Source organism: Streptosporangium roseum DSM 43021, assembly GCF_000024865.1.
Taxonomy (GTDB): domain Bacteria; phylum Actinomycetota; class Actinomycetes; order Streptosporangiales; family Streptosporangiaceae; genus Streptosporangium; species Streptosporangium roseum.
Genome location: NC_013595.1, coordinates 9,610,807 through 9,629,064, shown reverse-complemented (window position 1 = coordinate 9,629,064; position 18,258 = coordinate 9,610,807). Strand labels below are relative to the sequence as shown.

Below are 18,258 nucleotides of genomic sequence, written 5' to 3'. Positions count from 1 at the left end.
ACCCCTTGCTGCGCTTTTGACCTGCACCCCGTACGGCGCCGCGCCGGGGGCACGGTGCCGTGCGAGAAACCGCCGCCGGCCGAGAGCTCGAGCCGGGGTGGCGGCCTGCTCGACCGGCTGTTCAGGGCCGGTCGCCGGCCGGTGTGGTCACTCCAGGGGCCAGGGGCGGGCGATGGCGCCCAGCCGGTTCCAGGCGTTGATCACCGTGATCGTCCAGATGAGCTCGGCCAGCTCGGTCTCGGTGAACTCGGCCGCGGCCCGCCCGTACACCTCGTCGGAGACCGGTCCGTCGGTGAGCCGGGTGCCCGCCTCGGTCAGTTCCAGGGCCGCGCGTTCCCGGCCGGTGAAGAACGGCGTCTCCCGCCACACCGGGAGGGCGAACAGCCGCTGCTCGCTCTCGCCACCCTTCCGGGCGTCCCGGGAGTGCATGTCGACGCAGTAGGCGCAGCCGTTGAGCTGCGAGGCGCGCGCCCTGACCAGCTCCAGCAGGGAGGCCTCCAGCCCGGTCTGCCTGGAGGCCGTGTCCAGCGCGTTCATCGCCCGGTTGATGTGCGGGGCGAGCTCGTCCACCGCCAGCCGGACGGTGGAGGGATTCGTCGTGGTCATGTCAGAGACTCTAGGAAAGCAGTGGATCGGCAATAAGATCCAATATCGTGTCAGAATTTTGGACCACTTTCGGCGTCGACCTGTATCTGGAACTCGACCCCGCGACCGGCCGCCGGTCCGGTCTGGAGCACGCCCTGCGCGACGCGGTCCGTGCCGGACGGCTCGCGCCCCGGGCCCGGATGCCCTCGACCCGCAAGCTGGCCATCGAGCTCGGCCTGTCCCGCGGCACGGTGAGCGCCGCCTACGACCAGCTGATCGCCGAGGGCTACCTGACCGCCCGCCGGGGATCCGGCACCACGGTCGCCGACCTCACTCGCCATCCCGCACCGGCGCCGCCGCCGCGGCAGGATGCCGTCGCGCCCCGCTACGACCTGCGGCCGGGCAGCCCCGACGTGGGCACCTTCCCCGCGGAGGCCTGGGTGCGCTCCACCCGCCGCGCGCTCGCCGCGACGTCGGCCGAGGCCTACGACTACGGCGATCCGCGCGGGCGGATCGAACTCCGCGTCGCGCTGGCCGAATACCTGGGACGGACCCGCGGCGTGTTCACGACCCCCGGGCAGATCGTGATCACTTCCGGCTACGTCCAGGGCCTGGCCCTGCTGGCCCGGGTGCTCGGCGACGCCGGGACGGCTGCGATCGCCATGGAGGACCCGGGCCTGGGCTTTCACCGGGAGGTGGTCCGGCGAGCCGGGCCGGCCGTCGTCGCGCTCCCGGTGGACGGCCGCGGTGCCCGTCCCGACCTGCTGCGCGACCACGAGAGGGTGGGCGCGGTCGTGGTGACCCCGGCCCACCAGTATCCGACCGGGGTCACCCTGCACCCGGCCCGCCGCCGCGCCCTCACCGAGTGGGCGCGCACCCACGACGGCCTGATCGTCGAGGACGACTACGACGGCGAGTTCCGCTACGACCGCCAGCCCGTCGGCGCCCTCCAGGGCATGGCACCCGACCACGTCGCCTACCTGGGCAGCGCGTCCAAGACCCTCGGCCCCGCTCTGCGACTGGGCTGGATGGCGCTGCCGCACCGCCTCGTCGAGCCGGTCGTGGACGCCAAGCTGCATCTCGACCATCACACCGAGGCGGTCGGGCAGCTGGCTCTCGCGGACCTGATCACCACGCATGTCTACGACCGGCACATCCGCGCCTGCCGCCTGCACTACCGGCGCCGGCGGGACCTTCTGCTGGCCCGCCTGGGCTCCGTCCCCGGTCTGGCCGTCCACGGCATCGCGGCGGGACTCCACGCGATGGTCACCCTGCCCGCCGCCGGGCCCGGAGAGCAGGAGACACTCGCCCAGGCCTCGGCGCGGGGCGTGGCCCTGGGAAGTCTGGGCGGCCACTGGCACCGTCCCGGCGACCACCCGCCGGCGATCATCGTCGGGTACGGCACGCCGCGCGAGCATGTGTACCCGGCCGCGCTCGACACCCTCGCGGAGGTTCTCACGCAGGCCGGAGCGCCGCTCCGGCCTGCGTGAAGTGAACAGCCGCCCGCCCGGACCCGGTCCATGCCGGACACTGGTTCAGGAGGCGGGGATGCCCCCTCCGGTCAGGAAAGCTCCTTCCAGTCCAGGTAGCCGTCGGCCAGGTCGTGGACGGCGGCGAGGAGACCGAGCCGGTTGGCTCTGACGGCCGGGTCGTCCGCCATGACCAGCACCTCGTCGAAGAACACGGTGACCGGATGGACGACGACAGCCGCCTCGGCGGCGAAGCGCCGCAGGTCGGTCTCCCCGCGCAGGCCCGCGCGGGCCTTCTCCAGGGCGGTGGCCAGTCCCTCCTCCGCCGGGCTGTCGAACAGTCCCGGGTCGTAGCCGGGCGTGGCACCGGCGGGGATGATGCGGCGGATGCGCTGGACCGCGGCTTCGAGCTCCTGGAAGTCCTCGGTACTCAGCAGGGCGGCGAGGTGGTCGAGGGTCTGCTCGGCGCGGACGGGGCTGTCGACGAGGCCGGCGACGGCCCGGATGTTCGCGGCGGGGTGGCCCTGTTCGAGCATGAGCTGCTCGAACCGGCGCCTGACGAAGTCCAGCACCTGGTCGGGCAGGCGGGCGTCCGTGGGGACGGGCTGGTGGCTCGCGGCGATCGCGAGCGCTTCGCGCAGCGTGAGGCCCGCTAGATCGGGGTGGGCGCGCAGGATGTTGATCACTCCGAGGGCCGCCCGCCGGAGCCCGAACGGATCGGAGCTCCCGGTCGGCTCGGAGCCGATCGCGAACAGCCCAGCCAGCAGGTCGAACCGGTCGGCGAGCGCGAGCAGCGCCCCGGGACGGCTCCGCGGCAGCGCGTCGCCCGCCTGGCGCGGAAGCTCCATCTCGTACAGGGCTTCGGCGACCGCCTCCGGCTCGCCGGCCTGGCGCGCGTACTCGCGGGCCATCACGCCGGCGAGGCTGGACAGCTCGATGACGAGCTCGGACCCCAGGTCGAACTTGGCGAGCCGGCCGGCCCGGCGCAGCGTCTCGCCATCGTCCCCGCCGAGCAGTGCCCGCGCGGCCAGGTCTGAGGCGATCGCGTCGATGCGGTCGGCGCGTTCGGCGACCGAACCCAGCCGGGTCTCGAAGGTGAGCCGCGCCAGACGCCGCTTCATCTCGGTGAGCGGGGTCGCGAGGTCGTTGCGCCAGAAGAACCCGGCGTCCTCGTAGCGGGCGCGCAGGACCGCTCCGTTCCCGGCCCGCACCGCGTCGTGGTCGCACGCGCCGTTGGCGATGGTCACGAACCGGTTCAGCAGCCGGCCGTCGCCGTCCAGGACCGGGAAGTAGCGCTGATGCTTCTTCATGACGGTCGTCAGGATCGCCGCCGGAAGCTCCAGGTACTTCTCGTCGAACGTCCCCAGGATCGCGACGGGCGCCTCGACCAGGTTCGTGACCTCGTCCACGAGGGCGCTCTCGGCCTCGAAGTCGATCCTTCCGCCCGCGCCCGCGGCGAGCCGGGCCGCCTGCTCGACGATGTCGTCGCGCCGTACGGCGGCGTCGGGTTCGATCGCGTGGCGGCGCAGCGTCTCCACGTAGCCGGTCGCGGTGCTGAGGGTGATGACGGGTTCGGCGGCGGTGCGGTGCACGCGGCTGGACCTGCCGGAGGCCAGGTCGGCGACCGTGAACGGCACGACCTCCGCGCCCAGCAGCGCGGTGATCCAGCGGATCGGTCGGCTGTAGGACAGGCCCGGCGAGCGCCAGCGCATGTTCTTCTCGGCGCGCAGTCCGGTGACGATCTCCGGCAGGATCGCGGCGAGCACCTCTCCGGCGGGACGGCCGGGGACGTGCTTGACGTATCCCACGTACTCGCCGCCGCCGGCGCTCAGAGGCGCCAGCTCGGCGACGTCGATGCCCTGGCCGCGCGCGAAGCCCTGCGCAGCCTTGGTCGGAGCGCCCTCGGCGTCGTACGCCGCCGACAGGCGCGGACCGCGGACGGTCTGCTCGTCGTCGTCCTCGCGCGGTGCGATGTCCTCGACGAGCGCCACGATGCGCCGCGGCGAGGACATCACGGTGACGGAGCCGTGCCGTAGCCGCGTGGCGGCCAGCTTCTCGGTGAGCGCCTGCCGTACGGCGTCGGCGGCCCGGGTCGTCTCGGCGGGGGGCAGCTCCTCGACGCCGATCTCGAAGGCGAGCGTCTGGTCCGTGCCGGGCCGCGGGCTCTCCGCGGCCGCCGCCTCGGCCGGCGGGACTTCCACGCCGCCGAGCGGGTAGCCGAGCTCGGCGCGGCGCTCCACCCAGAGCTTGGCGACGCTGTGAGCGAGCCTGCGCATCCGGGCGAACGCCTGGGCCCGCTCGGTCGTGGAGATCGCCCCGCGCGAGTCCAGGACGTTGAACGCCTGGGAGCACTTCAGCACGTACGTGTGGGCGGGGACGGGCAGGCGCGCCTCGACCAGCCGGTCGGCCTCCGCCGCGTACGCCTCGAAGAGGCCGCGCTGCGCGGTGACGTCGGCGTCGTCGAGGTAGTAGCGGCTCATCTCGTACTCGGCCTGGCCGAAGGCCTCGCCGTAGGAGATGCCGGGCGCGTAGGCGATGTCCTTGAAGTGGTCCACGCCCTGGAGCGCCATGATGATGCGCTCCATCCCGTAGGTGATCTCTACCGACACCGGGTCCAGTGTCATGCCGCCGGCCTGCTGGAAGTAGGTGAACTGGGTGATCTCCAGGCCGTCCAGCCACACCTCCCAGCCGAGCCCCCACGCCCCGAGCGCCGGGGACGCCCAGTTGTCCTCCACGAAGCGGACGTCATGCCGGTCGATGTCGATGCCCAGAGCCCTGAGGCTGCCGAGGTAGAGCTCCTGCGGGTCGCCCGGCTCGGGCTTGAGGATCACCTGGAACTGGGTGTGCGTCTGCAGCCGGTTCGGGTTGTCGCCGTAACGGGAGTCGTCGGGCCGGACGCTCGGCTCGACGTACGCCACCCGCCACGGCTCGGGCCCCAGCACGCGCAGCGCGGTCGCCGGGTTCAGGGTGCCCGCCCCGACCTCGGTGTTCATGGGCTGCACCACCATGCATCCCTGCTCGGTCCAGTACCGCGTCAGTGCGAGGAGAGCGTCTTGCATGGTGAGCATGGCCAAAACCCCCGGAAATGATTGTCGAACGGCCGTGAGAGCGGGCCTCGGAAGCGGAGCGCCTGACAGGAGCGAGCCGGCGGTTTCCGAATTCTATCCACCAGCTCGAAAGTCGTCGCGCAAGTCTTCCGGAGTCACCGGTGGGATCCGGTGCGGGGGGCTTCTGAGGCGGGGGAGCCGCGGTCGTCTTCACGCGGTCCGGGGTGCCGGTCGTGTCCTTGCCGGCGGCCGCTCGGGTGACGAGGTATCCGTCGGTCGTTCCGAGCTTTTCTTGCCTTCGTCCGGCGGGAAGTGATTATCCGTAATCTTTCGGCCGGTGGTACGGGCGGTTCCGCCGGGGTCTTCCGCTCTTTTTGTCGGCCGGATTTCTTCTGTTATCTCATTTGTTCCGGAGCTGGTTTTCCGGGGTTTTTCAGAGCGTGGTGGTGGCCGCGGAGTCCCAGGTGGTGCCGTCGGTGGAGTCCCACGTGGTGCCGTCGGTGCCGGCCGAGTCCCAGGTGGTGCCGTCCGTGGAGTCCCAGGTGGTGCCGTCGGTGCCGGCGGCGTCCCAGGTGGTGCCCGCGGCGAGCACCGAGGCCGAGTCCCAGGTGGTGCCGTCGGTGGAGTCCCAGGTGGTGCCCGCCATGACCGCGGTGGCCGAGTCCCACGTGGTGCCCGCCGCTGCCGTGACGGCCTGGCCGCCGATGAGGGCGGTGAATCCGATGACGGTCGAAACAATCGCGGCCGAGAACTTGGCGGTGACGTTGAAGCTGATCTGGGAGGCGGTGGAGTTCTTCATTTCTTTTCTCTTTTCTTGAGTGGTTGTTCTCTTCCGGTACAACCAACTCTGCGCCTTTCGCGGCCCGTGGAACAGGCGGATCGGAGTCAGCAAGTTCCCCCCCGGTGGCAGCTTCCTGCCACCGGGCGCCGGACGGCCTCCACGCGGCCGGCGAGGGTGTTCCCGAGTACGGCGAGCGCGGCCCGACTCCCGCCGTGACGGCGAGTCACGGTCCGGTGCGGGCGATCGCCGGAACGGCCATTGATTCGCCGTTGCTCCGAGCGTATGTTCCTCCCAACATTCGAGTACGCCTCATGTTTTGGGGGTTCTCACATGCATGCACGTCTCCGGCGGAAGATCACGGCGGCCTCCGCGCTCGCGATCCTCACGCTGGCATCCCTCGTCGTGCCCGCATCGGCAGCCACTTTCACCACCGACGACTACTGCCTCGGCGAATGCGCGGACATCCTGCCACCCGGCCAGAACGGCAACGCCACCCTGGTCGAGATCCTCGCCAACCAGTCACTGGGCACGATGCCGCGCCACAGCGACGACCAGCTCGGCAAGTACGCCAACCTCCTCTCCGGCTACACCGGGCTGACCGACGACCAGATCACCACGTTCTTCAACGACAGCTCCTTCGGCGTGCCGGCGGGGCAGGTGCAGAGCACCACGAGCCCCCGGCCGGACGTCACGATCGTCCGGGACAAGGCGACCGGTGTCCCGCACATCACCGGGACGACCAGGGAAGGCACGATGTTCGGCGCCGGGTACGCGGGCGCGCAGGACCGCCTGTGGGTGATGGACCTGATGCGGCACGTCGGCCGTGGCGAGCTGACGCCGTTCGCCGGCGGCGCGCCCGGCAACCGCGCGCTGGAACAGAGCGTCTGGCGGAACTCCCCCTACACCGAGGCGGACTTCCAGGCGCAGATCAACCGGCTCAGGACCTCCGGCACCCGGGGCGCGCAGCTCTACGCCGACGTGCAGAACTACGTGAGCGGGGTCAACGCCTACATCGACCGCTGCATGGCGAACCGGAACTGCCCCGGCGAGTACGTCCTGACCGGGCACCTCGACGCGGTCACCAACGCGGGCGGCCCCGAGGACTTCACCATGACCGACCTGATCGCGGTCTCCGGGGTGGTCGGCGGGCTGTTCGGTGGAGGCGGCGGGGCGGAGATGCAGTCCGCGCTGGTACGGGTGGCGGCGCGGGCCAGGTACGGCACGGCGGCCGGCGACCAGGTCTGGGCGGCGTTCCGGGCGCAGAACGACCCGGAGGCCACGCTCACCCTGCACAACGGCCAGAGCTTCCCCTCCGGGAACGCGACCGGCGCCACCGGGACCGTCCTGCCCGACCCGGCGACGGCACCCGTGGACATCACCGAGAACGAGACCGGGTCGGCCACCACCTCGGCCTCACCCTCCCGGGGCCTGCTGGACGGGCTGATCGTCGACAACTCCAAGCCCGGCATGTCCAACGCCGTGGTGGTGTCGGCGGCCAAGTCGGCCTCCGGGCATCCGATCGCGGTGTTCGGCCCGCAGACGGGCTACTTCGCCCCTCAGCTGCTCATGCTGGAGGAGCTCTCCGGACCCGGCATCCGGGCGCGCGGGGCGGCGTTCGCCGGGCTCAACCTCTACGTGCTGCTCGGCCGGGGCACGGACTACGCCTGGAGCGCGACCTCCAGCGGCCAGGACATCACCGACACCTACGCCCTCCAGCTCTGCGAGCCCGGCGGCGGCACGGTGACCACGGCGTCGAACCACTACCTCTACCGGGGCACCTGCACGGCGATGGAGACGCTGAAGAAGACCAACGCGTGGAAGCCCACCACCGCGGACTCCACCGCCGCCGGTTCCTACGACCTCGTGATGAAGCGCACGAAGTACGGCCTGGTCAGCTGGCGTGGCACCGTCAACGGGCAGCCCACCGCCTTCGCCACCCTGCGGTCGACGTACCAGCACGAGGCCGACTCGGCGATCGGGTTCCAGATGTTCAACGAACCCGCCCAGATGGGCGACGCGGCGGCGTTCGCGGCCTCGGCCTCCAAGATCGGGTTCGCGTTCAACTGGTTCTACGTGAACTCCTCCGACGCGGCCTACTTCATGTCGGGCAACACCCCGGTCAGATCCGCGGTGTCCGACCCGAACCTCCCGATGACGGCCGACGCGGCCCACGAGTGGGCGGGCTTCGACCCGGCGACCAACACCGCGACGTACACGGCTCCCGCCGCCCACCCGCAGACGGCCGACCAGGACTACCTGGTCAGCTGGAACAACAAGCAGGCCAAGGACTACGGCGCCGCGGACGGCAACTTCAGCTTCGGGCCGGTTCACCGGGCCGACCTGCTGGACGCCCCGGTCAAGGCGGCCCTGGCAGGATCCGGCAAGCTCGACCGGGCGGGCACCGTCAAGATCATGGCTGAGGCCGCCACAACCGACCTGCGCGGCAGGAAGGTCCTGCCCGACCTGCTCCGAGTGATCAACAGCGCGACCGTGACCGACCCGGCCCTCGCCTCGGCGGTCTCCAAGCTGTCCGCCTGGGCGTCGTCGGGAGCCAGGAGGCTGGAGGCCTCGCCCGGCGGCAAGGCCTACGCGCACGCCGACGCGATCCGCGTGTTCGACGCGTGGTGGCCCAAGCTCGTCCAGGCGGCGTTCAAGCCCAGCCTGGGAGACGGCCTGTACCAGTCGCTGGTCAACGCCCTCCAGATCAACGAATCACCCTCGGGCCACCAGCAGGGCGACGTCTCCAACCTGCCCACCTCCGCGAACGAGGCCCAGACGCACAAGGGCTCGGCGTTCCAGTACGGCTGGTGGGGCTACGTGAGCAAGGACGTCCGGGCCGTGCTCGGCGACCCGGTCTCCGGCCCGCTGCCCGGCAGGCACTGCGGGGGCGGCACGCCGGCGGGCTGCCGTACGGTCCTGCTGAACAGCCTGTCGGCGGCGCTCGCGGAGCCCGCGACGACGACCTACCCGGCGGACGGCGTGTGCGCGGCGGGTGACCAGTGGTGCGCCGACGCCGTCCAGCAGTCGCCGCTCGGCGGGATCAAGCAGTCGCTGATCTCCTGGCAGAACCGGCCGACCTACCAGCAGGTCGTGTCCTTCCCCGCCCACCGGGGCGACAGCGTCACCAACCTGGCGGGCGGGAAGAAGGCGAGCGCGTCCAGCGTCCAGTCCTTCCTCTATCCGGCGGGCAAGGCCGTCGACGGCGACCCGACGACCCGCTGGTCGAGCGCGGCCGGCGACGACCAGTACCTCCAGGTCGACCTCGGATCCGCCATGACCGTGGCCCGGACGGTGCTGCGCTGGGAGTCGGCCTACGGGACCGGCTACTCGATCCAGACATCGTCCGACGGCTCCACCTGGACCACCGTCCACTCCACCACCACCGGGAACGGCGGCGTGGACAACGTGACGTTCAGCCCGACCACCGCCCGTTACGTCCGCATGCGGGGCGTCACGCGCGCGACGTCGTACGGCTACTCCCTCTACGAGCTGGAGGTCTACTCCCGCTGACGGCGGCGGGGCCGCGCTGAGACGCGGAGTTCGCTGACGGCGGCGGGGCCGCGCTGAGGTGCGGCGCCCGGTTACGGCGGCGAGGGCGGATGGAGACGCGGAGCCCGGTTACGGCGGGCGAGCCGGCCGATCGCGGAGCGCGGAGAGTCGCGACCGCGGAGGCCGTGCAGGACGCCGTGACCGGGCGATCCCGGTGACCGCCGCGCTGGCTACACTCCAGTCATGCGCCGAGCAGCCACGATGCCTTTGCGGCGTGCTGTCGGCCTGCTCGCGGGGGTGCCGACCGGCCTGGTCGGGCTGGGATGGACCTGCGTCGCCTGGGCGGTCGGCGCCGGGCGCGCGAGAAGGGTGACGGCCGCCCTGGTCGAGCTGGAGCGCACGCGTCTGGCCGCCTGGTACGACCACCACCCCGGCAGGGGCCGCGGCGGGCACGCCTACCTCCTCCTGCGGGGCCTCCTCGGAGTGCTGGGCGGCTACCTCGCCGTCACGGGCCTGTTCGTGGCCGCCCTCTTCCTGTACGGCGGAGCCGGGCAGCTCGTCTCGGGCGACACGGACCTGATCCCGCTTGAGTTCCCCGGGGTGCGGCTGACGGGCAGTAGCTGGGCGTACGGCATCGTCCTCGGACTGGCCGCCCTGGCGCTGTCCGTCTTGTGGAGCGCCGCGTTGATCGGCATGGAACGCCGCCTGGCCGACCGCTTCGTGGGCCCCGACCGGAACGAGGCCATGGAACGACGGATCGCCGAGCTGACCGCCTCCCGCACCGGCATCGTGCGAGCCGTCGACGACGAGCGCCGCCGGATCGAGCGCGACCTGCACGACGGGGTCCAGCAACGGGGCGTCGCGCTGGCGATGCTGCTGGGACGGGTGCGGCACACCGCCGATCCCGCCCTGATCGACGAGGCGTACGCGGAGTCCCGGCTCCTCCTTGAGGAGCTGCGCAGCGTGGCGTGGCAGGTCTACCCCACCGCCCTCGACACGCTGGGGCTGCAGACCGCGCTGACGGAGGTGGCGGAGCGCTCCGCCGTACCGGTGACCGTCCGCCACGCGCTCCCCGGCCGGCCCGCGCCGGAGATCGAGACGGCCGTCTACTTCGTGGCCAGGGAGGCCATCACCAACGCGAACAAGCACGCCGGAGCACGTACGATCACAGTCGATCTGCGCGCGGGGGAGGGGGAGGTGATCGTGACGATCTCCGACGACGGACGTGGCGGCGCCTCGCCGGGCGGCGGCGGGCTGTCCGGACTGTCGCGGCGGGTGCGGGCGCTCGACGGGACCTTCGACGTGGACAGCCCGCCCGGCGGCCCGACGAAGGTGACCGCGAGGCTGCCGTGCGCCTGATACTCGCCGACGACTCCGTCCTGCTCCGCGAAGGGCTGGCCCGGCTGCTCCAGGACGCCGGGCACGAGGTGACGGCGGCGGTGGGCGACGCCGGCGCGCTCCTGGACGCCGTGGCCGCTCGGCAGCCGGACGTGGCGGTCATCGACGTGCGCATGCCGCCGTCGCACACCGACGAGGGACTGCGGGCCGCGCTGGAGATCCGTGACCGGTGGCCGGGCGTCGGCGTGCTCGTGCTGTCGCAGTACGTCGAGCAGACCTACGCCTCCAAGCTGCTCGCCGGCCCTCCGGAGGGCCTCGGCTACCTGCTCAAGGACCGGGTGTCGGAGGTGGCCGAATTCCTGGACTCCCTGGAGAGGATCGGCTCCGGCGGCACGGTGTTCGACCCCGACGTGGTCCGGCGGCTGCTCGCCCACACCCCGCTGAGCACGCTGACCGCCCGCGAGCGGGCCGTTCTCGAGCACCTGGCCCAGGGCATGGTCAACACCGCGATCGCCGAACGGCTGCACGTGTCGCAGAGCACGGTGGAGAAGCACGTCAACGCCGTCTTCGACAAGCTCGGCCTCGCCCGCACGCCGGGCTACAGCCGCCGGGTCCTGGCGGTCCTCCGCTACCTCGACGGATGAGCCGCGCGACTGACGCGACGGGCGAGCCGTGGGACTATCGCGATGGACGAGCCGTGTGACCACCGCGATGGATGAGCCGCGCGACTGACGCGACGGGCGAGCCGTGTGATCATCGCGACGGGCGAGCCGTGTGACCACCGCGACGGACGAGCCGTGCGATTACCAGCGCCAGGCCCGCGACGGTGGCCGTCACCAGCCAGATCATGAAGGTCGGATAGAGATAGACCACCTGGATCCACATGATGTCGCTCCCCCGGGCGAGGACCCGGAAGATCGGGACGACCGTCACACACAATGCGAGCGGCGCCAGCCAGGGCAGCAGCCGCAACCGCTGCCATCCCGTACGGCGGGCGGCCCACCGCCGGGAGCGGGCCACCCCGCGCGCCGCCAGCCCGATGGTCACCAGGGTCATCAGCGCGAACACGATGTCGGTGACCAGGTAGGGCGAGGAGGGGATCTCCGGCGCCCCTCCCTCGACCATGGCGACCAGGGCGTCCATGAGGGCGCCGCTGTCGGCGAAGGCCATGCCGGTGTTCGCCATCACCGCGACGCCGTACCCGGACACCGGCATCAGCAGCTGCTCGGCGGTGGAGGTGAACAGATCCCCGCCATGCCGCACGACAGGGGTGCCGCGCTCGGTCTCGCCGATCGACCAGCCGAGGGCGTACTCCTCGTCCTGTTCCGAGGGGGTGCGCATCTCCGTGATGCTCGCGGGGGAGAGGATGCCGTTGTTCTGCGCGATCAGCCAGCGTGCCATGTCGTTCGCGCTGCTGAGCACCCCGCCTGACCCGTTGCCGAATCCGGTCGGCTCCGGCAGCGCGACCGCCTGGCCGAGGATGTAGAGATGGCCACGCGCGCTGTCCGGCAGGTCCCGATCGGTGTCGATGGTCGTGCTGTTGCGCATTCCAAGCGGGGCGAACACGTGCGCCCGGAGATAGCCGGCGAACGGCTCGCCGCTCACCACCTCGACGAGCCGCGCGGCGACCTGGTAGTTCGTGTTGTGGTAGCTGAAGACGGTCCCCGGGTCCGCGGCGAGCTCCGCCGTCCTGAGCCGTGCCACGGCGCCTTCCAGCGTGCCGGGCTGGGGCAGGCTTTTCTCACGGAAGGCCGAGTCGGCCATGCCGGACGTCTGGTTGAGCAGCTGCCGTACGGTGATCCTCGCCGCCCGGGGATCCGCCATCGTGAACTCGGGCAGGTAGCCGCGGACCGGCCGGTCGAGGTCCACCTCGCCCTTCTCCACCAACTGCATGACGGCCAGGGAGGTGAAGGACTTGCTGACCGACGCCACGGCCATGGGAGTGTCCGCCGTCACGGGATCGCCCGCAGCCGTCTCGCCGTACCCCGCGGCGTGGATGACCTCCGTCCCCTTGGTGATCGCCACCGCGGCCCCGGGCAACCCTGTCTTCTCGCGGTACTCCGCGACGAACGCGTCGACGGCCGCGGGGGTGACGGCGCCGGTCGGGATGGGGCCGGTCGGCGGCGGGGACGGGACGTCGGCGGCGGCGGGCGGGAGTAAGGCGAAGCAGATCGCGGCAAGAACGTTTCCAAGCATTCGTCGAAGCTAGTTGCGTGGTCTTGCCCGGGACCATTGCGAGATTCCTCCGCGTCTCGTACGGGAATCCGCCACTCCCGCCCCCGGGAGGGCCGCGGCCCCGGCCTGCCCGGCTGATCGCTACCGTGTCGATGGTGAAGTCGCACCGACGCCTGCGGCGGGGCCGCCGTCCCGCGCGGGACACCCGGCCGCCGACGGGGCGGAGCCACCCCTCACCTGTGGGGCTGACCGGTAGGGACGTCCTCGTCGTCGGCTATTTCTCCGCCAGGCAGAAGCGGTACGCCGCGCTGATGGACGAGCTCGCCGACGCGGTGACGGCCCTGGGTGCCCGCGTGGTGGGACGCTCGGTGCAGCGCCGGGGCGTCTCCGGCGGCGGCGTGAAGGCGATGGATCGTCCCTACTCCTCCCGCACGCTGGTCAGCGCGGGCAAGGCGCGCGAGATCGCACGTGCGCGTGAGGAGTCCGGCGCCGGCGCGGTCGTCTTCCTCAATCCGCTGACAGGCCATCAGCGGGACGTCCTCGCGGAGATCCTCGGCTGCCCGGTGCTCAGCTCCATCGACCTGCGGACGTGACCGACGACCGGACAAACTGGTCCCAGCCCGCCAGGCCGTCTCGGAGCAGACACGGACGGACCGGCAAGATCAAGAGAAGGAGAGCGCATCTTGAACTGGACTCTCGAGGTGGTGGTGGTCCCCGTGTCCGACGTGGACCGCGCCAAGGCCTTCTACTCCCAGCAGCTCGGCTTCACCGTGGACCACGACACCAGGGTCGGCGACGGTGCCCGCGTCGTCCAGCTGACCCCTCCGGGGTCGGGCTGCTCGATCGTGGTGGGTGCCGGGGTCGTCCCGGACATGCCGCCGGGCTCGCTCAAGGGCCTGCAGCTGGTGGTCCCCGACATCCACAGGGCACGTGCCCAACTCGTCGAGCGAGGGGTGGAGGTCAGCGAGGTCCAGGTCATGGGCGAGAGCCCGAACGTCGAGAAGGATCCTCTCGACAACGTCGGATTCGTCTTCTTCGAGGACCCGGACGGCAACGGCTGGGCCGTTCAGCAGATATCGGCGCGGGGGTAGTCGCACTGTCCGGCGCACAGCCGGAACCGGCGGCCCGAACGCCTCGGCCGACACCCCGGTGACACCTCGCGATCCTCCGGGGTGAGGTCGCGTGGAGACGGCCACCACGTGATCATTCGGTGCCCGCGAATGAAGATCGCGTGGTGGCCTGCCGGCGACCCGGCTGACCTCCGGAGGAGGGGGCCGTGTCGCGAGGTCGGGGGCGCGAGGGCGCGGGTGTGAAAGCGAGGGCGCGAGGTCAGGGGCCGGTCAGGCGGCGGTCGCCGCGGGTGGTGACCACGAACACCTGCCAGCTGTAGTAGGCGTAGTAGTTCCTGATGTCCTGCTTGATCTGGCGGGCGTGCAGCAGCACCGCGTCGACGTACGCCTGGGAGTGGTTGTAGGCGTACAGCGCGCGCCGGTAGTCGCGCGGTGCCCCCGAGGCGTGCAGGTAGTTGGCCGCGGCGAGCAGGGCGTCGCGGGTGTCCTGGATGTCGCCGCCCATGCCGTAGGCGGCCCACGTTCCCGGCATGAACTGCATGGGCCCCTTGGCGCCGGTGTGGCTCGGTGACCGCACGCGGCCGAACTTGGTCTCGACGAACATGACCGCCGCCAGCACCTCCCACTCGACGCCGAACCTGCGTTCGGCACGCCGGAAGTGGCCGAGCAGGGCGTCCGCGGGCTCGGGCGGCTGGACGCGGAACTTCGCCGCCCCGCTGATGGGCCGGACGAGGGAGCGCAGGTTCCGGCCGGCCGTCACGTTGTCCTTCGCCGGCCCGGCCAGGGCCTTGGGCAGCCTGGTGTAGGTGCGGGAGGCGACCTTCGGGTTGCGGACCAGGTAGCGGTAGATGCGCTGCTGGTGCAGGGCCAGCAGCACCACCGGCTCGGGGGGCTGGCCCTTGCCGGGGTCGCCGTCGCGCACCCACTCGTCGACGGCACGCCGGAGCTGGGCGGTGGTGGTGGTCAGGGAACGGGCCAGCTGCGACGGGTCGGTGGGGATCGCCGCGTCCGGCGTGGGCAGGGCGGGCACCTGGCCGGCGGGTGTCTGGGGTGCGGACTGCTCCGCCGGCGGCGTCGCCGGCTGCTCCGCGGCGGGCCGGGTCGCCGTCTGGCCGGCGGCAGCCGGTGAGGCGGCGCTCGGCGAGGTGGCGCTCGATGTGGCGGCGCAGCCGGAGATCGCAACGGCCAGGCCGACGAGCGAGGCGACCAGCGGCCTTCCGCGCAGCCGGCCTGTGCGCAGGGTCCGGCCTGTGCGCGGCATCCGGTCTGTGCGGCCGTCCGGCGGCCTGCCACCCAAGGCGTCCGGCTCCGCGGGCATCGTCTGCCCGCCCGGCCGGTGGCCCTGCTCCGGTCGTACGATTCCCGCCTGCTGATCGTTCATCGGCCCCAACGTACCCGAGCGGCGACCTCTGAGGCCGTTTTCCCGAGTGACGGCGGCGCGGGGAGAGCTCGCCGTACCGGTGCCGGAACCCGGCCGGCACGTGTCTTCTCCTCGTGAGGAGAGGCGCCGCACGCGACGTGAAGGCGGTACGGCGCGACCTGTTCCGTGAGGACCGGCAAGATCGCTGTCCGGGCGGCGCATACCTGGTGGAAAGGCCGTGGCCGTGGCGCCGGGCTTGCGTGAGGAGGTCGTGGCCGTGGCGCCGGGCTTGCGTGAGGAGGTCGTGGCCGTGGCGCCGGGCTTGCGTGGGCGGCCAGGACGCGCCGGCCCTACTCGTCGGGCACCTGTTCCCCGACGGTGTCGGTGATCCAGGAGCGGTAGTGGGTCACGTCGGTCCAGATGCCGACCCCCGGCTCACCCTTGGGGTTGGTGGAGCAGCCGGCGCCGCCGTCCATGCGGTCCTCCACGTCGTCGCCGTCGCGCGAGGTGGCTCCGATCAGCTCCCACCGGCCGCCCACCCTGCGGATCTGCGGACCTCCGGAGTCGCCGTTGCAGGCGCTGGCCGCACGCCCGTGCTGCTCGCCGGTGCACAGCTCGCTGCCGCGGTTGAGGGAAACGCACCGGTTGTCGGGCACGCGTACGGTGTCGAGTTCCTGCAACCGCCGGGGACCGTTCTTGCAGGTCGGATCGTTCTTGTCCTCGCATGCCATGCCCCAGCCGATGACGCGGCTCGGCTCGCCCACCCGGCCGGGGGCGTCGGCGATGCGGATGGGTTCGAGGTCTACCTGCCGGTCAAGCTGGACCAGCGCGATGTCGTCCTCGAACTGCCCGCTCCGGCCGCGTCCGTCGGGGCCGGGATGGGTGATGACACGCTTCACACTGGTGAGAGCTCCGCCTTCGCCGCGGTCGAGAGAGCCGACCCGTACCTGCGTCCTGCCGGGCTTCATGAGTCCCTTGCAGTGGGCGGCGGTGACAACCCAGTCGGGGGCGATGAGGGAACCGCCGCAGTGGTGGCCGGGCAGCCCTCGCAGCCGGAAGGAGACCATGAACGAGTAGGGCTCCGTCACGGCCCTCCCGCCGATGATGGAGAGGTGGCCTGTGCCCGCTGAGCGGGCTGTGGCCGCGGCGGCCGTTGTGGCGGTGGTCAGTGCGAGCCCGGTGGCCATGAGGGCGGCGAGCACCGCTGATCGTCTGCCAGTTGCCCTGAACACAGATCTCCCATCGGTTGAGGGGTGCGGCTGGGGAGACACCTTGAATGTTCCGCGATTCGATCGCGGTTCTTCGGCGGCGGGCTCGACGGGGGCAGCCGCACTGGCCCAGCTCACCCAACGGCCCGCACCGCGGACTTCCGACAGCGGCGAGCCGGACGGTTCCACGGTGGCCGGGCCGGCGGCGCCCACCGGCTCGACACGCAGCGACACAAGGCTACCTGCGGCTTCTGGTGGAACCGACGTCGATGAGCCAGGCCGTTCCTGGGAACGACCTGGGGAAACGCCTCCAGGGTCGCCTCGGAATGTACCGCGATCATCGGCCTACGGCTGCACACGATCCCTGGGCGAGCACACGCTGGGCCCGGGGCCACCGGTGCCGGCGGACAGGAGGCCGTGGACTCCCCGGCCTTCGCCGAATGGTCCGAATCAGAAGTATTCGGGGCAAATGTGATCCTAATGTCATAAAGATCCGCCATCGTGGAGAAGTGCGAACGTGGCTCAGTGATCAAGCTAGGAAACGGCTGGGCACGTTTGGCCTGATTGCGCCATCCATCGTGCAGTGTGCCGTGGGTGCCGCGCTGGCCTGGATCGTGGCCGTTCACCTGCTCGGCCACGTCCACCCCCTGTTCGCGCCCATCTCCGTGATGATCTGCGTGGGTGTGGGGCTCGGGCGGCGGCTGCGCAGGGTGGCCGAGCTGGTGGTCGGCGTCAGTCTGGGCGTGGGCATCGGCGACCTGCTGGTGTCCTGGATCGGCTCGGGCCCCTGGCAGATGGCGCTCGTGATCGCGCTGGCCATGACCATCGCGGGGCTGCTGAACAGCGGTGAGCTGTTCGTGTCGCAGGTCGGGTCGTCTGCGGTGCTGGTCGCCATGCTGGTGCCGGGCGAGGACGTCGGCGGGCTGGACCGGATGGCAGACGCGCTCACCGGCGGCGTCATCGGCATCGCCGCGGTCGCATTGCTGCCCGCCAGCCCGCTCACCATCGCGGGCAAGCATCTGTCCGGCGTGCTCGACGCCCTCTCCACCGTGCTGGAGCAGGCGGCGGAGGCGATCGAGAAGTGCGACATGGACCTGGCCGCCGAGGCCCTGGAGGGCGGACGCAGGACCCAGACAGCGGTCGAGGAGTTCGAGGCGGCGCTGGAGAACAGCAAGGAGATCATCATGATCTCGCCGCTGCGCTGGCATCACCGGGCCAGACTGACCAGGTACGAGACCGCCGCCGTCCCGGTGGACCTAGCGCTGCGCAACGCGCGGGTGCTGGTCCGCCGTACGCTCGCGGCGCTGGGCGAGGCCAGCCCGCCACCGGCCGCGCTGGCCGAGTCGCTGCGCGAGGTCTCGGAGGCGGCGCTGCTGCTCCAGCTCGAACTGGGGGCCGGGCGCGAACCGATGCTGGCCAGGCAGGCGTTGCTCGCCGTCGCCGCGCGGGAGCGGCCCAGAAACCTGGGCTTCTCCGCGAACGTCACCATCGCGCAGCTGCGCTCCATCGCCGTCGATCTGCTGGAGGCGACCGGGATGGACCACGACGCGGCCTCGGCCGCGCTGACCCCGCTGAACGAGCCGAGCAACGAGAGCCCGCGCGCCTGAGGCCCGAACAGCCCGGAGGGGCAGCGCCGATGACGGCCCGCCGCCCAGCACATCCGAACATCGCATGATCGAGAAGAGACAGGCGTCATCGGACCTGCTGAGGGCCGCTGTGGGACGGAACCGTCCCAC

13 protein-coding genes are annotated in these 18,258 nt (G+C 71.6%); 7 read left to right on the top strand and 6 right to left on the bottom strand.

Annotated features, from left to right (window positions below; translation table 11 throughout):
* Positions 1-147: 147 nt before the first annotated feature.
* The gene (locus SROS_RS42140) at positions 148-606 is read right to left on the bottom strand and encodes a carboxymuconolactone decarboxylase family protein (RefSeq protein WP_012895091.1); all 459 of its coding nucleotides are present in this window, start codon (positions 604-606) and stop codon (positions 148-150) included.
* Positions 607-653: 47 nt separating this feature from the next.
* Between SROS_RS42140 and pdxR the strand changes: the two genes are divergently transcribed.
* A complete protein-coding gene (gene pdxR / locus SROS_RS42135; RefSeq protein WP_012895090.1) occupies positions 654-2,075 on the top strand; it encodes a MocR-like pyridoxine biosynthesis transcription factor PdxR in 1,422 nt (473 codons plus the stop codon).
* Between the two features lie 71 nt (positions 2,076-2,146).
* Here pdxR and SROS_RS42130 read toward each other — a convergent pair whose 3' ends face one another.
* Complete coding sequence (locus SROS_RS42130; protein ID WP_012895089.1) at positions 2,147-5,122, bottom strand: glycine--tRNA ligase; 2,976 nt, start codon at positions 5,120-5,122, stop codon at positions 2,147-2,149.
* A 412-nt stretch (positions 5,123-5,534) separates the two neighbouring features.
* Positions 5,535-5,900: a hypothetical protein gene (locus SROS_RS42125; RefSeq protein WP_012890219.1), complete on the bottom strand. Its 366-nt coding sequence runs from the start codon at positions 5,898-5,900 to the stop codon at positions 5,535-5,537.
* Positions 5,901-6,212: 312 nt separating this feature from the next.
* Here SROS_RS42125 and SROS_RS42120 point away from each other — a divergent pair, with 312 nt between their 5' ends.
* From SROS_RS42120 to SROS_RS42110, 3 genes are all read left to right on the top strand, one after another.
* Positions 6,213-9,392 (top strand): penicillin acylase family protein, encoded by a 3,180-nt coding sequence (locus tag SROS_RS42120; protein WP_012895088.1) that lies wholly within the window; start codon positions 6,213-6,215, stop codon positions 9,390-9,392.
* A gap of 222 nt (positions 9,393-9,614) precedes the next feature.
* Positions 9,615-10,730, top strand: coding sequence for a sensor histidine kinase (locus tag SROS_RS42115; protein ID WP_148269393.1), 1,116 nt, complete (start codon positions 9,615-9,617; stop codon positions 10,728-10,730).
* Entirely contained in the window at positions 10,721-11,353 is a 633-nt protein-coding gene (locus SROS_RS42110; RefSeq protein ID WP_012895086.1) for a response regulator transcription factor, read from the top strand. Before SROS_RS42115 ends, SROS_RS42110 begins: the two co-directional genes overlap by 10 nt.
* A 109-nt stretch (positions 11,354-11,462) precedes the next feature.
* On the opposite strand, the gene SROS_RS42105 is transcribed toward SROS_RS42110, so the two are convergent.
* Complete coding sequence (locus SROS_RS42105; RefSeq protein WP_012895085.1) at positions 11,463-12,905, bottom strand: serine hydrolase domain-containing protein; 1,443 nt, start codon at positions 12,903-12,905, stop codon at positions 11,463-11,465.
* A gap of 218 nt (positions 12,906-13,123) precedes the next feature.
* Between SROS_RS42105 and SROS_RS42100 the strand changes: the two genes are divergently transcribed.
* Positions 13,124-13,477, top strand: coding sequence for an HflX-like GTP-binding protein (locus SROS_RS42100; RefSeq protein ID WP_012895084.1), 354 nt, complete (start codon positions 13,124-13,126; stop codon positions 13,475-13,477).
* Between the two features lie 90 nt (positions 13,478-13,567).
* The gene (locus SROS_RS42095) at positions 13,568-13,975 is read left to right on the top strand and encodes a VOC family protein (RefSeq protein ID WP_012895083.1); all 408 of its coding nucleotides are present in this window, start codon (positions 13,568-13,570) and stop codon (positions 13,973-13,975) included.
* Positions 13,976-14,213: 238 nt separating this feature from the next.
* On the opposite strand, the gene SROS_RS42090 is transcribed toward SROS_RS42095, so the two are convergent.
* On the bottom strand, positions 14,214-15,335 hold the full coding sequence (locus SROS_RS42090) for a lytic transglycosylase domain-containing protein (RefSeq protein WP_148269392.1): 1,122 nt from the start codon (positions 15,333-15,335) through the stop codon (positions 14,214-14,216).
* A 329-nt stretch (positions 15,336-15,664) separates the two neighbouring features.
* Positions 15,665-16,546 carry a S1 family peptidase gene (locus tag SROS_RS42085; protein WP_218919772.1) on the bottom strand — a complete coding sequence of 294 codons (882 nt, stop codon included), beginning with the start codon at positions 16,544-16,546 and terminating at the stop codon, positions 15,665-15,667.
* Between the two features lie 485 nt (positions 16,547-17,031).
* On the opposite strand from SROS_RS42085, the gene SROS_RS42080 reads away from it, so the two are divergent.
* On the top strand, positions 17,032-18,129 hold the full coding sequence (locus tag SROS_RS42080) for an FUSC family protein (RefSeq protein ID WP_012895080.1): 1,098 nt from the start codon (positions 17,032-17,034) through the stop codon (positions 18,127-18,129).
* The last annotated feature ends 129 nt before the right edge of the window (positions 18,130-18,258 follow it).